The sequence below is a fragment of the Kitasatospora sp. NPDC001309 genome (assembly GCF_042896295.1).
GTDB lineage: Bacteria > Actinomycetota > Actinomycetes > Streptomycetales > Streptomycetaceae > Kitasatospora.
Map to the genome: position 1 here is coordinate 153,408 of NZ_JBIAXC010000013.1, position 20,270 is coordinate 173,677.

The following is a 20,270-nucleotide window of genomic DNA, read 5'->3' on the forward strand; positions in this document are numbered from 1 at the left end:
GACAAAGGGCGCCACCCGTCGAGTGACGGGGGCGCCCTTCGGCGTTCCTGCTGTTTCCGGCGTTCCCCGCCGTCCCGGCCGCGGCGGCCGGGACGGCTGTTACGCGGAGGCCGGCGGGTACAGCTGCGGCGGGATCCGCTCGGCGGCGGCGCGGTCCAGCAGCCACAGGGTGCGGCTGCGGCCGTACGCGCCGGAGGCGGGCGCCTGGAGCTCGCCGGGGCCGGACAGGGCCAGCGCGACCGCGCCCGCCTTGTCCTCGCCGGCGGCCAGCAGCCAGACCTCGCGGGCTGCCCGGATCGCCGGGAGGGTGAGCGAGACCCGGGTCGGCGGGGGCTTGGGGGCCCCGCGTACGCCGATCACGGTCAGCTCGGTCTCCCGCACGCCCGGGTGCTCCGGGAAGAGCGAGGCGACGTGGGTGTCCGGGCCGACGCCGAGCAGCAGCACGTCGAAGGCCGGGACGCCGAGCCGGTCGCCCGGTCCGGCGGCCTTGGCCAGCTCCTCCGCGTAGCGGGCGGCGGCCGCCTCCACGTCCGAGCCGTCCACCCCGTCCGAGGCGGGCATCTCGTGCACCCGCGCCGGGTCGAGCGGGACGGCGTCCAGCAGCTCGGCGCGGGCCTGGACGGCGTTGCGGTCCGGGTCGGCGGCGGGGACGAAGCGCTCGTCGCCCCACCACAGGTCCAGCCGGCCCCAGTCGACCGCGTCGCGCGCCGGGGAGGCGGCGATCGCGGCCAGCAGGGCGTTGCCGTTGCGGCCGCCGGTGAGCACCACCGAGGCGGTGCCGCGGGCGGCCTGGGCGTCCACGATCCGGGTGATCAGTCGGGCCGCGGCTGCCTGGGCCATCAGCTCCTTGTCCCGGTGGACGACCAGCTGCGGGGTCGCGGCCGTCATGCGCTGCCCTTGGCGGCGCGCTTGCCCGCGGCCTTCTTCGCGGCGGGCTTGTCCGCGTCGGCGGTCACCCGGGCCGGGTCGGCCACCGCGGCGTCGGCGGCCGCGGCCGCCGCGTCGGCGACGGGCTCGGCCGCGGCCACCGGGGCGGTCTGCTCCGAGGGCTCGCGCAGCCGCTCGACGGACGTGCGCACGGCCGACGAGTAGATGTCGTCCGGGTCCAGCCGGCGCAGCTCCTCGGCGATCAGCTCCGAGGTCTCGCGCCGCTTGAGCGCCACCTGGCGGTCCGGCGAACCGGGCATGGAGAGCGTGCCCATCAGGCCGTCCGGACGGTCCAGGGTGATGTCCCCGTCCTTGGTGCGCAGGTGCACCGCGGTGATGCCGGGGCCGCCGGTGACGACCCGCTCGACCGGCACGTTCAGCCGGTTGAGCAGCCACAGGCCGAGCAGCTCGACGCTGGGGTTGTAGGACTCGCCCTCGACCACCACCGAGCTGACGGCGGCCGGCCGCTGGTCCAGCGCGGCGGCCAGCATCGAGCGCCAGCCGGTGATCCGGGTCCAGGCCAGGTCGGTGTCGCCCGGGGTGTAGCTCTGGGCCCGATGGGCGAGCTGGCCGACCGGGGACTCGGCGGTGACGGCGTCGGTGATCCGGCGCTGGGCGAGCGCGCCCAGCGGGTCCTGCGCCGGGTGCTGCGGCGCGTTGTCCGGCCACCAGACCACGGTCGGGGCGTCCGGCAGCAGCAGCGGCAGGACCACCGACTGGGCGTGCGAGGCGAGTTCGCCGTGCATGCGCAGGATGACCGTTTCTCCGGAGCCGGCGTCCGAGCCGACCAGGATCTCGGCGTCCAGCCGGGTCTCGGCGCGGGCCCGGGGCGAGCGGCCGGCGCGCTTGATCACCGCGAGGGTGCGCATCGGGTGCTCGCGGGAGGCCTCGTTGGCGGCCTTGAGGGCGTCGTAGGCGCTGCCCTCGTCGGTCACGATGACCAGGGTGAGCACCATGCCGGCGGCGGTGGAGCCGCTGGTCCGGCGCGCCTCCATCAGCGCGGCGTTGATCTTGCTGGACGTCGTGTTGGTGAGGTCGATCTTCATGGCCGCCGCCAGCTCCTGCCGTCTCGTGCGAGCATCTCGTCCGCCTCGGTGGGGCCCCAGGTGCCCGCCGCGTACTGGGCGGGCTTGCCGTGGGCGTCCCAGTACTTCTCGATCGGGTCGAGGATCTGCCAGGAGAGCTCGACCTCCTGGTGGCGCGGGAACAGGTTGGCGTCGCCGAGCAGCACGTCGAGGATGAGCCGCTCGTACGCCTCCGGGCTGGACTCGGTGAAGGACTCGCCGTAGGCGAAGTCCATCGTGACGTCCCGGACCTCGAAGGAGGTGCCCGGCACCTTGGAGCCGAACCGCACCGTCACGCCCTCGTCCGGCTGGACCCGGATGACCAGGGCGTTCTGCCCCAGCTCCTCGGTCGCGTAGGAGTCGAACGGCAGGTACGGGGCGCGCTGGAAGACCACCGCGATCTCGGTGACCCGGCGGCCCAGCCGCTTGCCGGTGCGCAGGTAGAACGGGACGCCCGCCCAGCGGCGGTTGTTGATCTCCAGCTTGATGGCCGCGTAGGTGTCGGTCTTGGAGTCCGGGTTGATGCCGTCCTCGTCCAGGTAGCCGACCACCTCCTCGCCGCCCTGCCAGCCGGCCGCGTACTGGCCGCGCACGGTGTGCCGGCCGAGGTCGGCCGGGAGCTTGACGGCGCTGAGCACCTTGAGCTTCTCGGCCACCAGCGCCTTCGGGTGGAAGGACGCCGGCTCCTCGATGGCGGTGAGCGCCATCAGCTGGAGCAGGTGGTTCTGGATGACGTCACGGGCGGAGCCGATGCCGTCGTAGTAGCCGGCCCGGCCGCCGATGCCGATGTCCTCGGCCATGGTGATCTGCACGTGGTCGACGTACGACCGGTTCCAGATCGGCTCGAACATCTGGTTGGCGAAGCGCAGCGCCAGGATGTTCTGGACCGTCTCCTTGCCCAGGTAGTGGTCGATCCGGAAGACCTCGTCGCGCGGGAAGACCTCGTGGACGACCTTGTTGAGCTCCTGGGCGCTCTCCAGGTCGTGGCCGAAGGGCTTCTCGATGACGGCGCGGCGCCAGGAGCCCTGCGGCGGGTCGGCCAGGCCGTGCTTCTTGAGCTGCTGGACGACCGTGGGGAAGAACTTCGGCGGGACGGACAGGTAGAAGGCGAAGTTGCCGCCGGTGCCCTGGGCCTTGTCCAGCTCCTCGATGGTCTCGCGGAGCTTGTCGAAGGCCTCGTCGTCGTCGAAGGTGCCCTGGACGAAGCGCATGCCCTTGGCGAGCTGCTGCCAGACCTCCTCCCGGAACTGGGTCCGGGCGTGCTCCTTGACCGCGTCGTGGACCTCCTTGGCGAAGTCCTCGTCCTCCCACTCGCGGCGGGCGAAGCCCACCAGGGAGAAGCCCGGCGGCAGCAGACCCCGGTTGGCCAGGTCGTAGATGGCCGGCATCAGCTTCTTGCGGGACAGGTCGCCGGTGACCCCGAAGATGACCAGGCCGGACGGCCCCGCGATGCGCGGGAGCCGCCGGTCGGAGGGGTCACGAAGCGGGTTGACGGGGGTGGCCGGGAGGTCGTCCGCGTCCGATTCCGACGTCAACTCGGGGAAATCAGTGCTCACTTGGTGTGCTCCGCTTTCGTGCGCTGGCTGTGTGAGCGGGGGTTCACTTCTCGTTGGCGAATGCGGCCAGCGAGGCGGTGACGGTGTCGAGCAGCTCCTGCCAGGACTGCTCGAACTTCTGCACGCCCTCGTCCTCCAGCACCTGGACGACGTCGTCGTAGTCCACGCCGGCGGCCGCGATGGCGTCCAGGACGGCCTTGGCGTCGGCGTAGTTGGGGACGATGGTGTTGCCGGTGACCACGCCGTGGTCGCCGGTGGCGTCCAGGGTGGCCTCGGGCATGGTGTTGACGGTGCCCGGGGCGACCAGCTCGGTGACGTACAGGGTGTCCGGCAGGGCCGGGTCCTTGACGCCGGTCGAGGCCCACAGCGGGCGCTGCGGCTTGGCGCCGGCGTCCTCCAGGGCCTTCCAGCGGGCGCTGCCGGCGGTCCTGCCGTCGACCGAGCCGAAGACCTCCTCGTACGCCTGGTAGGCGAGGCGGGCGTTGGCCAGCGCGGCCTTGGAGCGCAGGTCCTTGGCGTCGCCGCCGATCTTGTCCAGGCGCTTGTCGATCTCGGTGTCCACGCGGGACACGAAGAAGGAGGCCACCGACTCGATCTGGGAGAGGTCCAGGCCCTTGGCCTTGGCGGCCTCCAGGCCGGTCAGGTAGGCGTCGATGACGGCCTTGTAGCGCTCCAGCGAGAAGATCAGCGTGACGTTGACGCTGATGCCCAGGCCGATGACCGCGGCGATGGCCGGCAGGCCGGCCTGGGTGGCGGGGATCTTGATCAGGACGTTCGGGCGGTCGACCAGCCACCACAGCTGCTTGGCCTCGGCCACGGTCGGGGCGGTCTCGTGCGCCAGACGCGGGTCGACCTCGATGGAGACCCGGCCGTCACGGCCGTTGGAGGCGTCGTAGACCGGGCGCAGCACGTCCGCGGCGTCGCGCACGTCCGAGGTGGTGATCATGCGGATCGCCTCGTCGGTGGTGACCCCGCGGACGGCGAGGTCGCGCAGCTGGCCGTCGTAGGAGCTGTCGCCGCTGCCGGCGATGGCCTTCTGGAAGATGGTCGGGTTGGTGGTGACACCCACCACGTGCTTGTTCTGCACCAGCTCGGCCAGGTTGCCGGAGTTCAGCCGCGCGCGGCTGAGGTCGTCCAGCCAGATCGCAACGCCTTCGTCGCTGAGGCGCTTCAGTGCGTCAGTCATGGTGCTTCAGTCCTTCGTCTTCTTCTGCTTCGTGGGGTAGTCAGAGGGGCCGGGCCGTCGACGTGCGGGTCTCGGGCCCGGCCGCGGGAACTGCTAGCGGTTGACGGCTTCGAGGGAGCGCAGGGCGTTGTGCGCCTCGGCGACGACGCGCTCGGAGGTCAGGCCGAACTCCTCGAACAGCACCTGGTAGTCGGCGGAGGCACCGAAGTGCTCCAGCGAGACGATCCGGCCGTGGTCGCCGACCAGCTCGCGCCAGCCCTGGGCGATGCCGGCCTCGACCGAGACGCGGGCCTTGACCGACGGCGGCAGCACGCTGTCGCGGTAGGCCTGGTCCTGCTCCTGGAACCACTCGAAGGACGGGACCGAGACCACGCGGGTCGCGATGCCCTCGGCCTCCAGGACCTCGCGGGCCTTGACGGCCAGCTGGACCTCGGAGCCGGTGCCCAGCAGAATCACCTGCGGGTCGCCGTTGCCGGCCTCGGCCAGCACGTAGGCGCCCTTGGCGGTGCCCTCGGCGGAGGCGAAGACCTCGCGGTCGAAGGTCGGGACGTTCTGGCGGGTGAGCGCGAGGCCGACCGGGCCGGGGTGGCTGGTCTGGCGCTCGATCACGGTGCGCCAGGCGACGGCCGTCTCGTTGGCGTCGGCCGGGCGGACCATGGCCAGGCCCGGGATGGCGCGCAGCGAGGCCATGTGCTCCACCGGCTGGTGGGTCGGGCCGTCCTCGCCGAGGCCGATCGAGTCGTGCGTCCAGACGTAGGTGACCGGCAGCTTCATCAGCGCGGCCAGGCGCACGGCCGGGCGCATGTAGTCGGCGAAGACCAGGAAGGTGCCGCCGTACACGCGGGTCCTGCCGTGCAGGGCGATGCCGTTCATGGTCGAGCCCATGGCGTGCTCGCGGATGCCGAAGTGGATCGTCCGGCCGTACGGGCTCGCCGACTTCAGCGGGTTGCCCTCGGGGAGGAAGGAGCTGTCCTCGTCGATGGTGGTGAGGTTGGACTCCGCGAGGTCGGCCGAGCCGCCCCACAGCTCCGGGATCACCGCGCCGAGCGCCTTGAGGGTCTCGCCGGAGGCCTTGCGGGTGGCGACGTCCTTGCCGGCCGGGAAGGAGGGGACGGCCTTCTTCCAGCCCTCGGGCAGCTCGCCGGCCTGGATGCGGTCGAACTCGGCGGCCCGGTGGGCGTTCGCGGCGCGCCAGGCGTCGAAGCCCTGCTGCCACTGGTCGCGGGCGGCCTTGCCCCGCTTGATGACCTGACGGGCGTGCTCGATGACCTGGTCGCTGACCTCGAAGGTCTTCTCCGGGTCGAAGCCCAGGACCTTCTTGGTGGCGGCGATCTCGGCGGCACCGAGCGCGGAGCCGTGCGCCTTGGCGGTGTTCTGGGCGTCCGGGGCCGGCCAGGCGATGATCGTGCGCATCGCGATCAGCGACGGGCGGGAGGTCTCGGCCTTGGCGGCGGCCAGCGCACCGGCGAGGGCCTCGACGTCGATGTCGCCGTTGGCCTTCGGGGTGACCCGCTGGACGTCCCAGCCGTACGCCTCGTAACGCTTGAGGACGTCCTCGGAGAAGGCGGTCTCGGTGTCGCCCTCGATCGAGATGTGGTTGTCGTCGTACAGGGCGACCAGGTTGCCCAGCTTCTGGTGGCCGGCCAGCGAGGAGGCCTCGGCCGAGATGCCCTCCTCCAGGTCGCCGTCGGAGACGATGGCCCAGACGGTGTGGTCGAAGGGGGACTCGCCGGCCGCCGCCTCCGGGTCGAACAGGCCGCGCTCGTAACGGGCGGCCATCGCCATGCCGACCGCGTTGGCGATGCCCTGGCCGAGCGGTCCGGTGGTGGTCTCCACGCCCGCGGTGTGGCCGTGCTCCGGGTGGCCCGGGGTGCGGCTGCCGGCCACGCGGAAGGCCTTGAGGTCGTCCAGCTCCAGGCCGTAGCCCGAGAAGTACAGCTGGGTGTAGAGCGTCAGGCTGGTGTGCCCGGGGGAGAGGACGAAGCGGTCGCGGCCGACCCAGGCCGGGTCGGTCGGGTCGTGGCGCAGGAAGCGCTGGAAGATCAGGTAGGCCGCGGGGGCCAGCGACATGGCCGTCCCGGGGTGCCCGTTACCGACCTTCTGGACAGCGTCCATCGCCAGGACCCGCGCCGTGTCAACCGTGCGCTCGTCCAGGTCGCTCCACTCGAATGCGTTCTTCGGCGCAGTGCTCACCCTGTCTCAGGGCTCCTTCCATTGTGAAGAGTGACCCCGTGAATGGGGACCGGGTCGGCCACGGCGCTGTGGTCCCGACTGTGGATGGTGCCGGTCACGGAGGGTAGATCCCGCTTCTGCGTGCGAGCCTACCGTCCGGGCCGGGGCTCACCCTCCGTGCCGGGACAACCGGGATTTCCGCATGGTGATTCCCACTAGGGCGTTCTGATCCCTTTCGTCCCAGGCTCTCCCGATTCGGCTGGGCGCGCCGCCCGGGTGGTCAAGGCGGGTTGCGGGGACGCGGCGGAGGCGCTTCGTGGCTTCACCCAGTCGGTTGACCCGGGGGAGGGCCGTCCGCCCCGCCGGGGGACCCCGGAGCCGGTTGGGATGTATGGAGCGTCTATGGTGTCGTGGTACGCGCAGAGCGGACGATTCGGGACCCTTCGTTCCTGTGGACGCCTGCGAAGTTTCATCTTCAGTTGGGGTGTTAGTGACCGCCGTCGAAACCCGTCCCGCCGGGGTCACCGGGGCGACTCCTGCGCACCGGCCCATCGGGGCCCGTGTCGGCGCCTTCGTCGCACTGACCAAGCCGCGGATCATCGAGCTGCTGCTGATGAGCACCGTGCCGGTGATGTTCCTCGCCCAACAGGGCGTGCCGAACATGCTGCTGGTGCTCAAGGTCGTGGTCGGCGGCTACCTGTCGGCGGGCGGCGCCAACGCCCTCAACATGTACATCGACCGCGACATCGACGCGCTGATGACCCGCACCGAGCGGCGGCCGATCGTCACCGGGATGGTGTCCCCGCGCGAGGCGCTGGTCTTCGGCATCGTGCTCGGCGTCCTCTCCACCCTGCTGCTCGGCTTCGGGGTCAACTGGCTCTCCGCCGGACTCGCGCTCGGCGCGCTGCTGTTCTACGTGTTCGTCTACACGCTGGGGCTCAAGCGGCGCACCTCGCAGAACATCGTCTGGGGCGGCATCGCCGGCTGCATGCCGGTGCTGATCGGCTGGTCCTCGGTGACCGACTCGGTGTCCTGGGCGGCGGTCGCGCTGTTCCTGGTGGTCTTCTTCTGGACCCCGCCGCACACCTGGGTGCTGTCGATGAAGGTGCGCGACGACTACGAGCGGGCCGGCGTGCCGATGCTCCCGGTCGTCAAGGGCAACGTGGCCGTCGGCAAGCAGGTCGTCGCCTACTCCTGGGTGATGGTCGCGGTCTCGCTGGCCGTCTGGCCGCTCGGGCACATGAGCTGGCTGTACCCCGTCGCCGCGGTGCTGCTCGGCGGGTTCTGGCTGCGCGAGGCGCACGCGCTGTACGGGCGGGCCAAGGCCGGGATCGTGGGCGCCAAGCTCAAGGAGATGCGGCTGTTCCACTGGTCGATCACCTACCTGTCGCTGCTGTTCGTGGTGTGCGCGATCGACCCGTTCGTGAAGTAAGGCCCCCGTTTCTGGTTGCGCGAAGAGCCCCGGTCCTGGTGGACCGGGGCTCTTCGCGTTGTCTTCGTGTCGTCACCGGGCCGGTAGCTCGGAGGGGCCGACGTGGTCGTCCAGCCAGTCCTTGAGGGGCTGGGAGGCGCGCAGGAAGGCGGCGATCCGGGTGTGGGCGGTGCGGGTGCCGAGCCACTTCGCGGGCTCCCACTCCTGCCAGGCCACCAGGCCCTTGTGGCGCAGCAGCCCGATCCGCGGGTGGTCCTTCGGGTAGCCGCGCGGGGCGGACTTGAGGGAGTCCCGGCCGTGGACCTGCGGGCCGTCCTTCTCCACCCGGGCGATCACCCGCTCCAGCTCGGCGCCGCTGACGTCCTCCGCGACGGCGGCGCGGTAGCGGTCCAGCTGGTCCGGGGCGAGCTGGTACATCCCGTTGCCGCAGGCCAGGCCGTCCGCGGAGAGCTGGACGTAGCCGCCGGCCTCCAGGTGCGCGCCGATGTGCGTCTTGTACGGGGACTTGTCGGCGCTGAAGCGGACGTCCCGGTTGGGGCGGAAGATCTTCCCCGGCCCGAACTCCGGCTCCAGCTCGGCGAGCAGCAGCTCCATCGGGGCCCGTACGGCTTCGTCGTACTGCGCCTTGTGGGCCTGCCAGAAGGTCTTGGAGTTGTCGGCCTCGAGGTGCTCGTAGAAGTCCAGCGCCTCGGCCGGCCAGCCTGTGAACGTCATGTTCCGAGTATGTGGCCCGGTGCACAGGGCGCTCCCGTCGCCAGCGCCTCTACCGGTGGGTAGCATGCGGGCATGAGCAGCGCAGAGACCGCCACCGCCGCCACGCCGGACGCCCGCACCGAGCGCCGCGCCAAGCGCATCGCCAAGCACCTCACCAGCTTCGCCCAGCAGCACGGCGGCAGCGCCGACGCGGTCGTCGAGTACGTCGGCGGCGTGGCCACCCGCATCGTCGTGGTCGGCGCGGACGGCGCCTGGGGCGACCAGGTCGCCCCCACCTACGCCGTCGGCCGCCGCGCCGCCGAACTGGCCGGGCTCACCCTGCACGAGAACTTCGAGGGCGAGCTGGGCCTCAAGGTCAAGACCGGCCCGTACGAGTGGAAGCGCATGGCGGGCATCCAGCTCGGCGGCTGAGTCTTCGAGTGTGGTGACGGCCCGGCTCCCCACGTGGGGAGCCGGGCCGTCGTGTTCAGCGTGTTCAGATGGGGAGGTTCCAGCCCGGGCCGTCCTCCTGGCCGATCCAGACGCGCTGGCCTGAGCCCGAGACGGTGATCCCGAAGCCCTCCTGGTGTGGCTCGCCGGCCCGCTGCCAGGCTTCGACCGCGCTTTCCACCTGGTCCCAGAGCCGGAGCGGGCCGCGCTGGATCACGCTCCACCCGCCGACCGGGTCGGGCGCGGTCCGGGCCTGGGAGCCGGTGGCCACGTCGGAGAGGATCTGGTGTCCGCCGGCTCCCATCCGCTCGGCCGAGGGCGCTGCGAGCTGTGCGACCCAGCTGCCCGTCCAGGTGCCGATGATCTCGGGGTCGATCCTGGTCGGGCGTTCGTCTCCGGGGAGCAGGGACAGGCTCTGGCGGGGCGGCCGGTCGTGGGGGCGGGCCATCATGAAGCTGGTGTAGCCGGGCAGGAAGCGGCCGGTGGCCTCACCGGGGGCGGTCACGGTGAGGAGGGCGAGGCCGAACCCGAAGGACCAGCCCGACAGCGTGACCAGGATCCGGCCACCGGGCTTCACCTGGTGCAGCCACGGGGGTGGGACGTAGCGGACCGCGCAGGTGGCGATCAGTCGGTCGTAGTCACCGTCTTCCGGGTCGCCGAGCAGTCCGTCGCCGATGACCAGCCGGGGCGCGTAGCCCGCTGCGGCGATGGCCGTAGCCGCGGCCGCGCCCACCGTCGGGTCGTACTCGACGCTGGTGATGGCGGTGTCCCCGAGGCGGTGCGCGCCGAGGGCGGTCGAGTAGCCGGTACCGGTGCCGATCTCCAGCACCCGGTGGCCGGGCTCGACGCCGAGTTGGTGCCACATGCGCAGGACGAGGGACGGCAGGGTGGACGAGGAGGACGGGGTGCCGGTCGCGGTCCCGTCGGGCACGTCCTCGGGACGGGTCCGCCCGTCGAGCTGGGTGACCAGCGTTTCGTTGCGGTAGACGTGCTCCAGCCATCCGGGTTTGTGCTGGTGGACGGGGCGGTAGGCGGTCGGGTTGCTTCCCGGGACCGGCACGAAGAACGACCCGACGAACAGCTCCCGGGGGACGATTCGGGCGGCGTCCTCCCAGGCCGGGTCGGTGATCTTGTCCTCCCCGGTCAGGCTGTCCACGAGGGCTGCGCGGAGCTGCGCCGATGTGCTCATGAGTCGGGACCTCTCTCCAGCTGGTCGGCAATGGCCTGGGCGATCGCGGCAGTGGTCTCGGCGGGCTGCCACGCCCACTGGCCGTTGGGGTTGCACTCCAGGAAACTCCAGTCGCCGTGGGCGGTCACGGCGAAGTCGAACGCACCGAAGGCCAGGCGGAGTTCGGCGAGGTAGCCGGTGATCGCGCGAGCGACCGGCTCGGGTACCTCGATCGGTGCGCACGTCATCAGGTCCTGTTGGTGGCGCCAGTCGAGATCCGGGCTGTCGATCCGGACCGCGAACAGTCTGTCGCCAACGGCGGTGACCCGTGCGTCGAAGGCCTTGTCCACCTTGGCCTGGAACAGGTGCGGGCAGACGGACACGGCGTCGGTGATGTCGGTGGGGTCGACTTCCCGTACCCACACGGTCCGTGCGGTGCCGTCCCCGGCGCGGAAGCGGCTGTCCCACAGCGGTTTGTAGACGGCTCCACCGGGATGGTCGGTGCAGAACCGGAGTGCTTCGGCGGGGTCGATGGTGATGACCGTGTCCGGGACCAGGAACCCCGCCCGGCTCGCCACGGCGAGCTGGGCGGGCTTGTACTCCGCATCGCGGATGCGCCACGGGTGATTGACGTAATGGGCTCCGGGGAGCGATGCGAGGATGCCGCCGACGCCCCAGAACGCCTGTGAGCCGGCGAACTTCGCCGTGTGCTCGTCCAGCCCCGGGGGTGCCTCGTAGGGCGAGGGGCGGCGGACCCAGACCGACCGCACCCGGGTGAGGTCGAGCTCCCGGCTCGGCGTGCGGAGAACGCCCCGCTGCTCGCCCGTGCGGTACTGGGCGGTCAGCAGGGCACCTTCGAGCAGATCGGCACCGGGGTCGACCCGGACGACCGGGACCCTGCGTTCGGCCAGGATGCGGAGCACTACGTCGGCTGTCACGTCGTAGGCGTTGGTCAGGACCAGGACGGCGGCCCGGTGCCGATCCGGTGTCATGTCAGCCCGTTCCCTGGTCCTGGTCGTTCGCGGGCATGCTGTCCATGTCGGTTGGCGCGTTCTGCTGCCCGCTCTGGCCGTCGCCGCCGCCCGTGCTCGTGGGCGTGCTGGTCTCGGTGCTGGTGCCGTGCGCACCCATCTCGACCGTGTGGCCGTGCTCGTCCATGAACACGGCGATCTGCGTCTCGGGATCGATCACGGGCGTGAGGGCCGGGATCGAGCTGGACCCGGGGTACGGCCCCATGCGGGTGGTGCCCCACGGTGCGGTGGTCATCTGGACAGTTCCTCCTTGGGCATTGGTGATTGAGGGCGAGAACAGCAACTCGGCAGGCCTGCCGAGTTGCTGGGCGAGCCCGGCCGCGGCCGCCGGGGGGGGGGGCGGGCGGGCGGGGGGGGGGGGCGGGCGCCGAGGAAGCATTGCCCGCGCCAGGAAGGGAGCCCCCCGTCCCCCGCAACCCCCCCACGACACCCCACCCCCGGGGGGTGGGTGTTCTTTTTTTTATTGCACTTGGGTGTGTTGGGGTTGGGGGGCCCCCCCCCCGCCGCCGGCCCGCCCGGGGGGGGGGGGGCCCCCCCCCGGCCGCGCCGCCGGGTCGGCGGCGCGGACGGGAGTTCAGTGGGCGCGGTTGATCAGGATCAGGGCCGCGGCGATGACGTGCAGCCCGGCTGCCGCGGACACCCCGTAGGCAGCCCAGACCCGGGTGGGGTCGGGCGTCGGGGGAGCATCGGTGGAATCGGAACTCGGCTCGGGAGGTGGCGAGTTCACCGGGGGCTCGGGGTGGGCGTCGCGAGGTCGGCGTGGACGACCTTGCCGAACGGGAGGGGCGTGACGCCCCAGCGGCCGTGGGTGAGTCGGTGGACCATCGCCAGACCCCGGCCGGAGGTGGCGTCGGGGCCGGCCTGGACCATCACGGGCATCGAGCGGGACCCGTCACCGACGAGGATGCGGACGGTCCGGTCGGTGGGGCGGCGGACGCCGACGAACATGCGGGTCCGGCAGCAGGTCTCGACCGCATTGGTGGCCAGTTCGCTGACGATGACGACGGCGTCGTCCACCAGGTCGTCCAGCCCCCATTCCCGCAGCTTCGTGCGCACGAAGCGCCGGGCGGCGCCCACTGATTCGGGCCGGTACGGCAGGCAGATGGTCGCCAGTCCGGCGGACGAGTGGACGCTCGCATCCGGTCCCCGTTGGAGCAGGGCGTCGCCTCTCACAACGTTCGAGAGGAGGTTCATCGGCGCTTCTCCTTGGCGTGGCGATCTCGTTACGGAGAGCATCGCCGCAAGGGAAGGGCTGGACTATCACTCCCTGGTGATAGTCCAGCCTCAGAGAGTGATGATCAGATTCCGGCCCAGTGCGCCAGGTGCGCGAGAGTGTCCGGTGTCGAGCGGCGGGCTGAGACGAGCCCGGTAACCGTCTCCCGCACCATTGGGTGGTAGCGCATCTGCTGTGGCGCCAGCTCCCTTGCGCGCTGCAGCGACTTCAGCGAGGCCTCCGAGCGGCCGATCCACAACTGTGCCCGTGCCACCTCTGCGATGTGTGCGGCAGCCCGCGAGGCGGGCCACTCCGCAGGGATCTGGACCTGCTCGGCGGCTCGGACGGCTTCTGCGTACCGGTACTGCTCGGCCAGGGTCGCAACTTGGTGGACGGCGACGTTCGTCGGTCCGAACGAGAGCCAGTGCACTCGCATGGCCTCGCCGGTCACCTCGGCGATTCGCCCGGCGTCCGCGATGTGTTCGGCTGCCGTGTCGCCGTCCCCGGATCGCGCGGCCAACATGGCTGCGCCGAGGTGTAGTTGCCCGACCGCCACATCCCGGGGCCGACTGTGGTCGGCTTGTTCGAGGGTGCCCATGCCGACTCCTACGAGTCGCTTCCCGATGTCGTACTGGCCTGCTCGAAGGTAGACCAGCGACCGCAGGTACTGGCGGACTCCGGCAACCACCGGGTCGGATGCGCGCTCGGCCGCCCAGGCCATGCGGTCCAAGGCCACGACGCAAAGATCGCTGTAGCCCAACTTCGTGGTGATGTCGTAAGCCGTGCGGTAGGTGCTTGCCAGCACCTGCCATGCCTTCTCGGAAGGTGCCGTGTGTGCGGCCGTGGTGGCCTCGATCATCAGAGCTGGAAGGGTTCGGGCGGCGTCCTTGATACGGGTCTCGCGGATCTGGGCGCACAATTGCTCCGAGGCGGAGTGCAGTTCGCCCATCGAGCGCGGGGCAACCTCGGGATCGGCGCCGAGGTCGTACAGATCGAGTGCTTCGCGGATCGGCTGGATCAGGACGTCGAGTTCGTCCTGTTGCAACTCGGTCACGTACGGCTGACCGGTGAGATCGACGGTTTGGACGAACAGCGCCCGGGCGACGGCAGCGATTACCGCGGGTGTGGCCGGCTTGGCCCCCTGTTCGACCTTGGTCAGCATGCTGTAGGAGATATGGGCACGAGCGGCGAGTTCCCGCTGGGTCAGGTGGCGGAGCTTGCGGTACTGGGCGATGCGCTCGCCCGTGTGCTCGGAGATGTGCCTGGGCATACTGGTACTCCGTTCGTAGCAGCCACTCGGACGATACTCGCCGAAGGTGGCGGGTTGTGTTCCTACGAACAGGAGTTCAGGTTTTGACCGAGCACGCTGAGCCTTTCCTCTATGTCGTCGTCTGCGCCTCGGGAATCGCTGATGGCGTGGGCGAACTGATCACCGCTGCCCACGCGGAGGGGTGGAGCGTCGGGGTGATCGCCACTCCGAACACGCTTCCCTTCCTGGACCAGGAAGCCATCGAGGCCCAGACCGGCTATCCGATCCGCTCGGCCTGGCGCACACCCGGCAGTTCCCGGCCGCTGCCAGGGGCCGATGCCATCGCGGTCGTCTCCGCCACCTTCAACACGATCAACAAGTGGGCCCTCGGAATCACCGACACACTCGCGCTGGGCATCCTCTGCGAGGCGTACGGGCTCGGCATTCCCGTCGCCGTCCAGCCCTACGTCAACTCGGCCTTGGCCGCTCACCCGGCCTACTCGGAGAGCCTGTCCCGGCTGCGGTCGATGGGTGTCCTGATCGGCGACGCCGTGCCGCACAAACCCAAGTCCGGCGGGGCGCGCGACGAGTACAGCTGGGCCCATGTGCTCGACCTGCTCAGGCCTGCTCTCGGAAGCGTTTCCGAACGGACTACGTGACGTTCATGGGCAGGGGAGGCGTGATGGTGGCGGTTCGGCTGTTGGATGGTGAGCAAGCGGCCGAGCTGGAGGGCCGGTTGAAGGCGGTGTTCGCGGAGGCGTTCGCGGAGGCCCCCTACGGCGATGGGCCGGTTGACGTGGAGCGGGCGTTTCGCCGGTTCCGCTCGCAGGCGCGTCGGCGGGGGTTCCGGGCGGCGATCGCCTTCGACGGTGACACCGTCGTGGGCATGGCGTACGGCTACCCGCTGTCGGCGGACAGCGGATGGTGGGACGCCCTGATCGATCCCGTGTCCGAGGATCTCCGGTGTGAAGACGGCAACCGCACGTTCGGCCTCTTCGAGCTGGCGGTCCGACCCGGGTGGCGCCGCCAGGGCGTCGCCACCCGCATGCATCGCGTCCTCATCGAGGGCATCGACAATGCCCGGGTGATGCTGAACTCCCGAGCAGAGGCGACTGCGGCCCAGGCGTCCTACCGAGCGTGGGGCTACAGGCGCGTCGGGGCGGCGATCCCTTGGGAGGGCGCGGCCCGGCATGACGTGATGGTCCTCGAACTGACCCGCCCGGCGGCGCGAAGGTGACGCCGCTCCACTCTGTTTCCGTTGCGGGGGTGGTGGTGCGGGAGGACGGGCGGGTGTTGGCGATCCGGCGGGCTGACAACGGGGCGTGGGAGCCGCCGGGTGGCGTGCTGGAGTTGGATGAGGGCATCGAGGACGGAGTGTGCCGGGAGGTCTACGAGGAGACCGGGATCCATGCTGGTGTGGAGCGGCTGACCGGGGTCTACAAGAACCTGCGGCGAGGGGTTGTCGCGCTCGTCTTTCGCTGTCGGCCTGAGGGCGGAGAAGTGCAGCTCTCGGATGAATCGATTGAAGTCGGCTGGCTCACGGCGGACGAGGTATCCGAGCGCGTGGCAGAGGCCTATGCCGTGCGTGTCCTGGACGCGCTTCGAGAGGATTCGGCACCGAGCATCCGTACGCACGATGGACGGCGGCTGTTGTGACACAGCGACGGCCCCCATCCGAACTCGGATGGGGGCCGTCGCGACGGTGCTCAGACTGCGGCGGCCTGGGGGGCCTGGGTGGGGAGTTCGGTGAGCTTCTCCTCTACCTCGCGGGTGCGGAGGGCGAGGGGGATGCGGAGGGCGGCGATCCACGTCAGGCTTGCGCCCAACATGTGCAGGCCGACCATGAGTTCCGGCGCGTCGGTGAAGTACTGGATGAAGCCGAGGACGCCCTGAAGGAGCAGGACGATCAGCAGTTCCCTGGTGCGGGCCTTGGCTGCGGGCGGGGCCTTCACGGCTGCGAAGACGAAGATCATCGCGATGGTGAGGCCGACCGAGACGAACGCGAAGTCGGCGTGGAACTGGGCCAACCTGTCGTAGTCGATCGGGATGCGGGGGACGATCTTGTTGTCCTGCGGGGTGCCCGGGTGGTGGCCGGCTCCGGTGACCAGGGTGCCTGCCGCGACCAGGAGGCCGACCACGGTGACCAGCACGTAGGAGAGCTGGTGGATGGGGCGGGCGACCGACAGTCGGGCCGGGCCGTCGCCTTCCTTCGACCGCTCCCACATCAGGAGGGCGACCCAGACGAGCGCCATCGCGGCGATCATGTGGAGCGCCACGGTGTACGGGTTGAGGCCCGTCAGCACCGTGATGCCGCCGAGGACCGCGTTGCTCATCACGATCCAGAACTGGGCCCAGCCGAGCTTGGTCATGCTGCGCCGCCAGGGGCGGTGGCAGCGCGCGGCGAGGATCGCCCAGCCGACGGCCGCGCTCAGCACGTACGTCAGCATCCGGTTGGTGAACTCGACGATGCCGTGGAAGCCCATCTCCGCGGTGGGCGTCAGGCTCTCGGCGGTGCAGCGGGGCCACGTCGTACAGCCGAGGCCGGAGGCGGTGAGCCGGACGGCGCCGCCGGTGACGACGATCACCACGCTCATCACCAGCGCGGCGAACGTGGCGCGCCGGACCATCGCGGCGGAGGGCTGCCAGCGCTCGGCGAGCAGGGAGAAGGGGTTCAGCACGCGCTCCATCGTAGGCGGCCTTACGGGCGATCTTGGGGCGGGGCGCGGGGTGCGGCCGCCGGTGATCAAACCGGACTGTTCGGACAAGGCGGTCAGTGGTCTTGACCATTCAACCGTTTGGCCGAAAGAGTGCGGATTGGTCCATACCTTTTTCGGGCCTCTCCCACTCCTCCCGCACAAGCGGAGACCCGCACATGCGCATATCCACCTCCGCCGCCGCGCTCGCGGTCGGCGGCTCGCTCGCACTCGCGAGCCTGATCGCCCCAGCTGCCCAGGCCGTCGGCACCACCGGCACCGATGAGCAGTGCCGCAGCCTCGGGGTCGCCAACCTCTACGGTGAGTTCATCGAGGGCGACGACACCCACACCCCCGACGCCGAGGGCGCCGTCGCCGTCGGCGGCAACGCGAACTTCACCGGCGGCTTCTCCGTCGGCCAGGAGCTCACCGCCGCCGAGGTCGACGCCCTGCCCGGCAAGAACGCACTGGTCGTCGCGGGCAGGATCACCGGCCACAACACCCAGGTGATGAAGGGCAACGGCGTCTACGGCTCCAAGGCCGACGGCGCCGTGGTCGAGGCCCACCAGGGCAAGATCACCCAGGGCGCCTCGCCGATCGACTTCAAGGCCGAGTTCGCCAAGCTGCGCGCCGCCTCCACCGCGCTGGCCGCCGTGCCGCAGACCGCCGGGGCGACCGTCCAGGCCGACGGCGGCAAGCTGACCTTCACCGGCGGCGACGCCACGTACAACAGCTTCACCGTCGACGCCGGGAAGCTCCAGGGCGCCAAGGGCGTCTACGTGAAGGTCCCGGTCGGCGCGGTGGCCGTCATCAACGTGACCGGCGGCTCGTACGACATGGCCGCGGCCGGGACCAGTGGCTTCTTCCTCTGGGACGCCGGGAAGTCGGACTTCGTGCTGGACGACAAGCTGCAGAGCGCGTCGAACGGGGCCGTCCGCTCCAAGCTGCTCTGGAACTTCCCGACCGCGACCAAGGTGACCAAGAAGGGCGACGCCGCCTGGGCCGGCTCCGTGCTGGCGCCGAACGCGGCCGTCTCGCTGAACACCCCGGGTGTCAACGGCCAGCCGCCGTCCGGCGGTGCGCCGATCAACGGCTCGGTGATCGCGGCCTCGCTGACCGGTACCTCCGGCGCGGAGACCCACCACTTCCCCTTCACCGGCTGCCTGCCCGGCACCACCGTGCCGACCACCCCGGCCACGCCGCCGGTCACCCCGCCGGTGACGCCGTCCGGCACGCCGACCACTCCGGTGACGCCGAGCGCCTCGACCGGCCCGTCCGGCTCCCCGAGCACCCCGGTGACCGGCAGGCCGAGCCCGAGCGGCTCGGCCAGTCCGTCCGCCTCCTCCTCGGCGGCCGTGCCGGGCGGTGCTTCGGCCAGCCCGTCCGCGTCCGCGAACGAGGGCGGCAACCTGGCGCACACCGGCTCCGGCCCGGTTCTGCCGCTGGCCATCGGCGGCGCCGTCGTCCTGGCGGCCGGTGGCGGGATCGTGGTCGCGGCCCGGCGCAAGGCCGCGAAGCGGGCCTGAGGGACCTGAGGGGTCCGAGGGGCCTTGAGGGGCCTGACAGGCCTGAGTGCTCCGACCGTTCGTCGACGTGTCGACAGGGCGCCCCCGGTGATTGAACCTGATCACCGGGGGCGCCGTTGTTCTGAAAGTGACCAAGTTCATTCAAGTGTGCCGAATTCGCGTTCTGCGAGGTGGCGGCTGTGATGGGCTGGTCGAGCACATCCAAGAACGCACGGACAGACGAAATCCGGTCGTACGGCGGGGTGTGGCGAGGTGCGGAAGTGCCGGTAGAGTCCCCCGGACATGTCGTAGTGGGCCACTGCGAACCACTTCAACCCGCCTGCTGCGTACGACCGTTCGGAGGGGAACAGGGTAATGGCGCGACAGCAGCGGCACATTCGGATGGGCGCGGCGGCACTCGCCGGTACGGCGGCGGCCGGAATTCTCCTGCCGCTGGCACTGGCCACCAACGCCTCGGCGCACGTGCCGACCTGGTCGGTGACCTGCGACAAGGTCGTGGTCGACCTGATCAACTACAGCCCCAAGGCCGACGTGAAGAACACCGTCAGCCTCACCATCGGTGACGAGAAGGTCGTGGACGCCCAGGGGTTCCCGGCGGAGTTCCACGGCAAGTACCCGGTGAAGGACCACGACGCCCCGATCGTCGCCCACCTGGTGGTCAAGACCACCGAGACCCCGGCGGAGAAGGGGTGGAACATCGACGAGACCAAGACCATCGCGCCGTGCCACACCCCGACCCCGACGCCCACCCCGACCCCCACCAAGACGCCCACCCCCACGCCGACCCCGACGCAGACGCCGACCGGCACCCCGTCGACGACGCCCACCCCGAGCGGGACCCCGTCGGCCACCCCGACCCCCACCCCCAGCCGGACGACCCCGGCCGCCCCGGCCCCGGCGCCCAGCACCAGCGCCCCGGCGCTGGCCCAGACCGGTGGCAATGACGCCACCCCGATGATCGCGGCGGCCGGCGGCGGCGTGCTGCTGGTCGGCGGCGCGCTCGTGCTGCTCGCCCGCAAGCGTCGCGGCGGCACCCAGGGCTGACCCCCGGTGACCGGCTAGAACACCTGACGCCCCCGACCTCGACAGGTCGGGGGCGTCAGGCGTTGACGGGGAGGCGGCCACTCCCGGTGGCCACTCCTGGCTGCTGCTCCGGGCGGCTACTCCCAGCGGAAGAACCGGGCGGCCGCGGCCAGCCCCAGGACGGCCCAGCCGGCCAGGATCCCGAGGTCCGACCAGGGCACCCCGGCGCCGTGCTGGAGCACCGAGCGCAGCCCGTCCGAGAGCGCCGAGATCGGCAGCAGCTCCAGCGCCGACCGCACGGCGTCCGGGAACCTGCTCAGCGGCACGATCACCCCGCCGGCCAGCAGCAGCAGGATGAACACCAGGTTGGCGGCGGCCAGGGTGGCCTCGGCCTTGAGGGTGCCGGCCATCAGCAGGCCGAGCCCGGAGAAGGCGGCGGTGCCGAGGACCAGCAGGGCGGCGACGGCCAACGGGTTGCCGTGCGGGGACCAGCCGAGGGCCAGGGCGATCACCGACAGCAGGGCGACCTGGAGGACCTCCGTCACCAGGACGCAGCCGGTCTTGGCGGTCAGCAGCGTCCAGCGCGGCAGCGGGCTGGCGCCGAGCCGCTTGAGCACGCCGTAGCGGCGCTCGAAGCCGGTGGCGATGGCCTGCCCGGTGAAGGCGGTCGACATCACGGCCAGGGCGAGCAGGCCGGGCGCCAGGAAGTCGACCCGCTTGCCGGGGCCCTCCACGGTGACGACGTCCACGGCGGAGAACAGCACCAGCAGCACGGTCGGGATGACCACGGTGAGCAGCAGCTGCTCACCGTTGCGCAGCAGCATCTTCGTCTCGAAGGCGGTCTGGGCGAGCAGCATCCGGCCGACGGGTGCGGCACCGGGCTTCGG

At 71.1% G+C, this 20,270-nt stretch carries 20 protein-coding genes; 7 read left to right on the forward strand and 13 right to left on the reverse strand.

The window, feature by feature from the left end; all coding sequences use genetic code 11:
• Positions 1-99: 99 nt before the first annotated feature.
• The 5 genes from pgl to tkt all read right to left on the reverse strand — a co-directional run bounded on the left by pgl (position 100) and on the right by tkt (position 6,926).
• A complete protein-coding gene (gene pgl, locus ACFY2K_RS16310) occupies positions 100-888 on the reverse strand; it encodes a 6-phosphogluconolactonase (RefSeq protein WP_375888375.1) in 789 nt (262 codons plus the stop codon).
• On the reverse strand, positions 885-1,973 hold the full coding sequence (gene opcA, locus ACFY2K_RS16315; protein WP_380524172.1) for a glucose-6-phosphate dehydrogenase assembly protein OpcA: 1,089 nt from the start codon (positions 1,971-1,973) through the stop codon (positions 885-887). The genes pgl and opcA overlap by 4 nt, the downstream gene beginning before the upstream one ends.
• The gene (gene zwf / locus ACFY2K_RS16320) at positions 1,970-3,526 is read right to left on the reverse strand and encodes a glucose-6-phosphate dehydrogenase (protein WP_380639427.1); all 1,557 of its coding nucleotides are present in this window, start codon (positions 3,524-3,526) and stop codon (positions 1,970-1,972) included. The genes opcA and zwf overlap by 4 nt, the downstream gene beginning before the upstream one ends.
• 64 nt (positions 3,527-3,590) lie before the next feature.
• A complete protein-coding gene (gene tal, locus ACFY2K_RS16325) occupies positions 3,591-4,733 on the reverse strand; it encodes a transaldolase (protein WP_380524170.1) in 1,143 nt (380 codons plus the stop codon).
• A 93-nt stretch (positions 4,734-4,826) separates the two neighbouring features.
• A complete protein-coding gene (gene tkt, locus ACFY2K_RS16330; RefSeq protein ID WP_380524168.1) occupies positions 4,827-6,926 on the reverse strand; it encodes a transketolase in 2,100 nt (699 codons plus the stop codon).
• A 463-nt stretch (positions 6,927-7,389) separates the two neighbouring features.
• Here tkt and ACFY2K_RS16335 point away from each other — a divergent pair, with 463 nt between their 5' ends.
• Positions 7,390-8,337, forward strand: coding sequence for a heme o synthase (locus ACFY2K_RS16335; protein ID WP_380524166.1), 948 nt, complete (start codon positions 7,390-7,392; stop codon positions 8,335-8,337).
• Between the two features lie 72 nt (positions 8,338-8,409).
• Here the strand turns inward: ACFY2K_RS16335 and ACFY2K_RS16340 are convergent, their stop codons facing one another.
• The gene (locus ACFY2K_RS16340) at positions 8,410-9,051 is read right to left on the reverse strand and encodes a DUF2461 domain-containing protein (protein ID WP_380524164.1); all 642 of its coding nucleotides are present in this window, start codon (positions 9,049-9,051) and stop codon (positions 8,410-8,412) included.
• 72 nt (positions 9,052-9,123) lie between these two features.
• Here ACFY2K_RS16340 and ACFY2K_RS16345 point away from each other — a divergent pair, with 72 nt between their 5' ends.
• On the forward strand, positions 9,124-9,462 hold the full coding sequence (locus ACFY2K_RS16345) for a hypothetical protein (RefSeq protein WP_380524163.1): 339 nt from the start codon (positions 9,124-9,126) through the stop codon (positions 9,460-9,462).
• A 64-nt stretch (positions 9,463-9,526) separates the two neighbouring features.
• Here the strand turns inward: ACFY2K_RS16345 and tgmC are convergent, their stop codons facing one another.
• The 5 genes from tgmC to ACFY2K_RS16370 all read right to left on the reverse strand — a co-directional run bounded on the left by tgmC (position 9,527) and on the right by ACFY2K_RS16370 (position 14,162).
• Entirely contained in the window at positions 9,527-10,669 is a 1,143-nt protein-coding gene (gene tgmC / locus ACFY2K_RS16350; RefSeq protein ID WP_387711890.1) for an ATP-grasp peptide maturase system methyltransferase, read from the reverse strand.
• A complete protein-coding gene (tgmB, locus tag ACFY2K_RS16355; RefSeq protein ID WP_380524159.1) occupies positions 10,666-11,640 on the reverse strand; it encodes an ATP-grasp ribosomal peptide maturase in 975 nt (324 codons plus the stop codon). Before tgmB ends, tgmC begins: the two co-directional genes overlap by 4 nt.
• Position 11,641: 1 nt before the next feature.
• On the reverse strand, positions 11,642-11,914 hold the full coding sequence (gene tgmA, locus ACFY2K_RS16360; RefSeq protein ID WP_380524156.1) for a putative ATP-grasp-modified RiPP: 273 nt from the start codon (positions 11,912-11,914) through the stop codon (positions 11,642-11,644).
• Positions 11,915-12,402: 488 nt separating this feature from the next.
• On the reverse strand, positions 12,403-12,873 hold the full coding sequence (locus ACFY2K_RS16365; RefSeq protein WP_387711893.1) for an ATP-binding protein: 471 nt from the start codon (positions 12,871-12,873) through the stop codon (positions 12,403-12,405).
• Between the two features lie 104 nt (positions 12,874-12,977).
• On the reverse strand, positions 12,978-14,162 hold the full coding sequence (locus ACFY2K_RS16370; RefSeq protein ID WP_387711895.1) for a helix-turn-helix domain-containing protein: 1,185 nt from the start codon (positions 14,160-14,162) through the stop codon (positions 12,978-12,980).
• Positions 14,163-14,245: 83 nt separating this feature from the next.
• Between ACFY2K_RS16370 and ACFY2K_RS16375 the strand changes: the two genes are divergently transcribed.
• Genes ACFY2K_RS16375 through ACFY2K_RS16385 form a run of 3 tightly spaced genes read left to right on the forward strand, consistent with a single transcriptional unit; the run spans position 14,246 to position 15,797 of the window.
• Positions 14,246-14,800: a flavoprotein gene (locus ACFY2K_RS16375; RefSeq protein WP_380524151.1), complete on the forward strand. Its 555-nt coding sequence runs from the start codon at positions 14,246-14,248 to the stop codon at positions 14,798-14,800.
• Between the two features lie 5 nt (positions 14,801-14,805).
• The gene (locus tag ACFY2K_RS16380; RefSeq protein WP_380524218.1) at positions 14,806-15,378 is read left to right on the forward strand and encodes a GNAT family N-acetyltransferase; all 573 of its coding nucleotides are present in this window, start codon (positions 14,806-14,808) and stop codon (positions 15,376-15,378) included.
• Positions 15,375-15,797 carry an NUDIX hydrolase gene (locus tag ACFY2K_RS16385; RefSeq protein WP_387711897.1) on the forward strand — a complete coding sequence of 141 codons (423 nt, stop codon included), beginning with the start codon at positions 15,375-15,377 and terminating at the stop codon, positions 15,795-15,797. The genes ACFY2K_RS16380 and ACFY2K_RS16385 overlap by 4 nt, the downstream gene beginning before the upstream one ends.
• A 50-nt stretch (positions 15,798-15,847) precedes the next feature.
• Here ACFY2K_RS16385 and ACFY2K_RS16390 read toward each other — a convergent pair whose 3' ends face one another.
• Positions 15,848-16,828: a heme A synthase gene (locus ACFY2K_RS16390; protein ID WP_380594787.1), complete on the reverse strand. Its 981-nt coding sequence runs from the start codon at positions 16,826-16,828 to the stop codon at positions 15,848-15,850.
• Positions 16,829-17,013: 185 nt separating this feature from the next.
• On the opposite strand from ACFY2K_RS16390, the gene ACFY2K_RS16395 reads away from it, so the two are divergent.
• The gene (locus ACFY2K_RS16395; protein ID WP_387711899.1) at positions 17,014-18,360 is read left to right on the forward strand and encodes a choice-of-anchor A family protein; all 1,347 of its coding nucleotides are present in this window, start codon (positions 17,014-17,016) and stop codon (positions 18,358-18,360) included.
• A gap of 354 nt (positions 18,361-18,714) precedes the next feature.
• Positions 18,715-19,404, forward strand: a complete 690-nt coding sequence (locus ACFY2K_RS16400) for an LAETG motif-containing sortase-dependent surface protein (protein WP_375888420.1) — start codon at positions 18,715-18,717, stop codon at positions 19,402-19,404.
• Between the two features lie 116 nt (positions 19,405-19,520).
• On the opposite strand, the gene ACFY2K_RS16405 is transcribed toward ACFY2K_RS16400, so the two are convergent.
• The gene (locus tag ACFY2K_RS16405; protein ID WP_380594797.1) at positions 19,521-20,240 is read right to left on the reverse strand and encodes an ABC transporter permease; all 720 of its coding nucleotides are present in this window, start codon (positions 20,238-20,240) and stop codon (positions 19,521-19,523) included.
• Positions 20,241-20,270 lie beyond the last annotated feature (30 nt).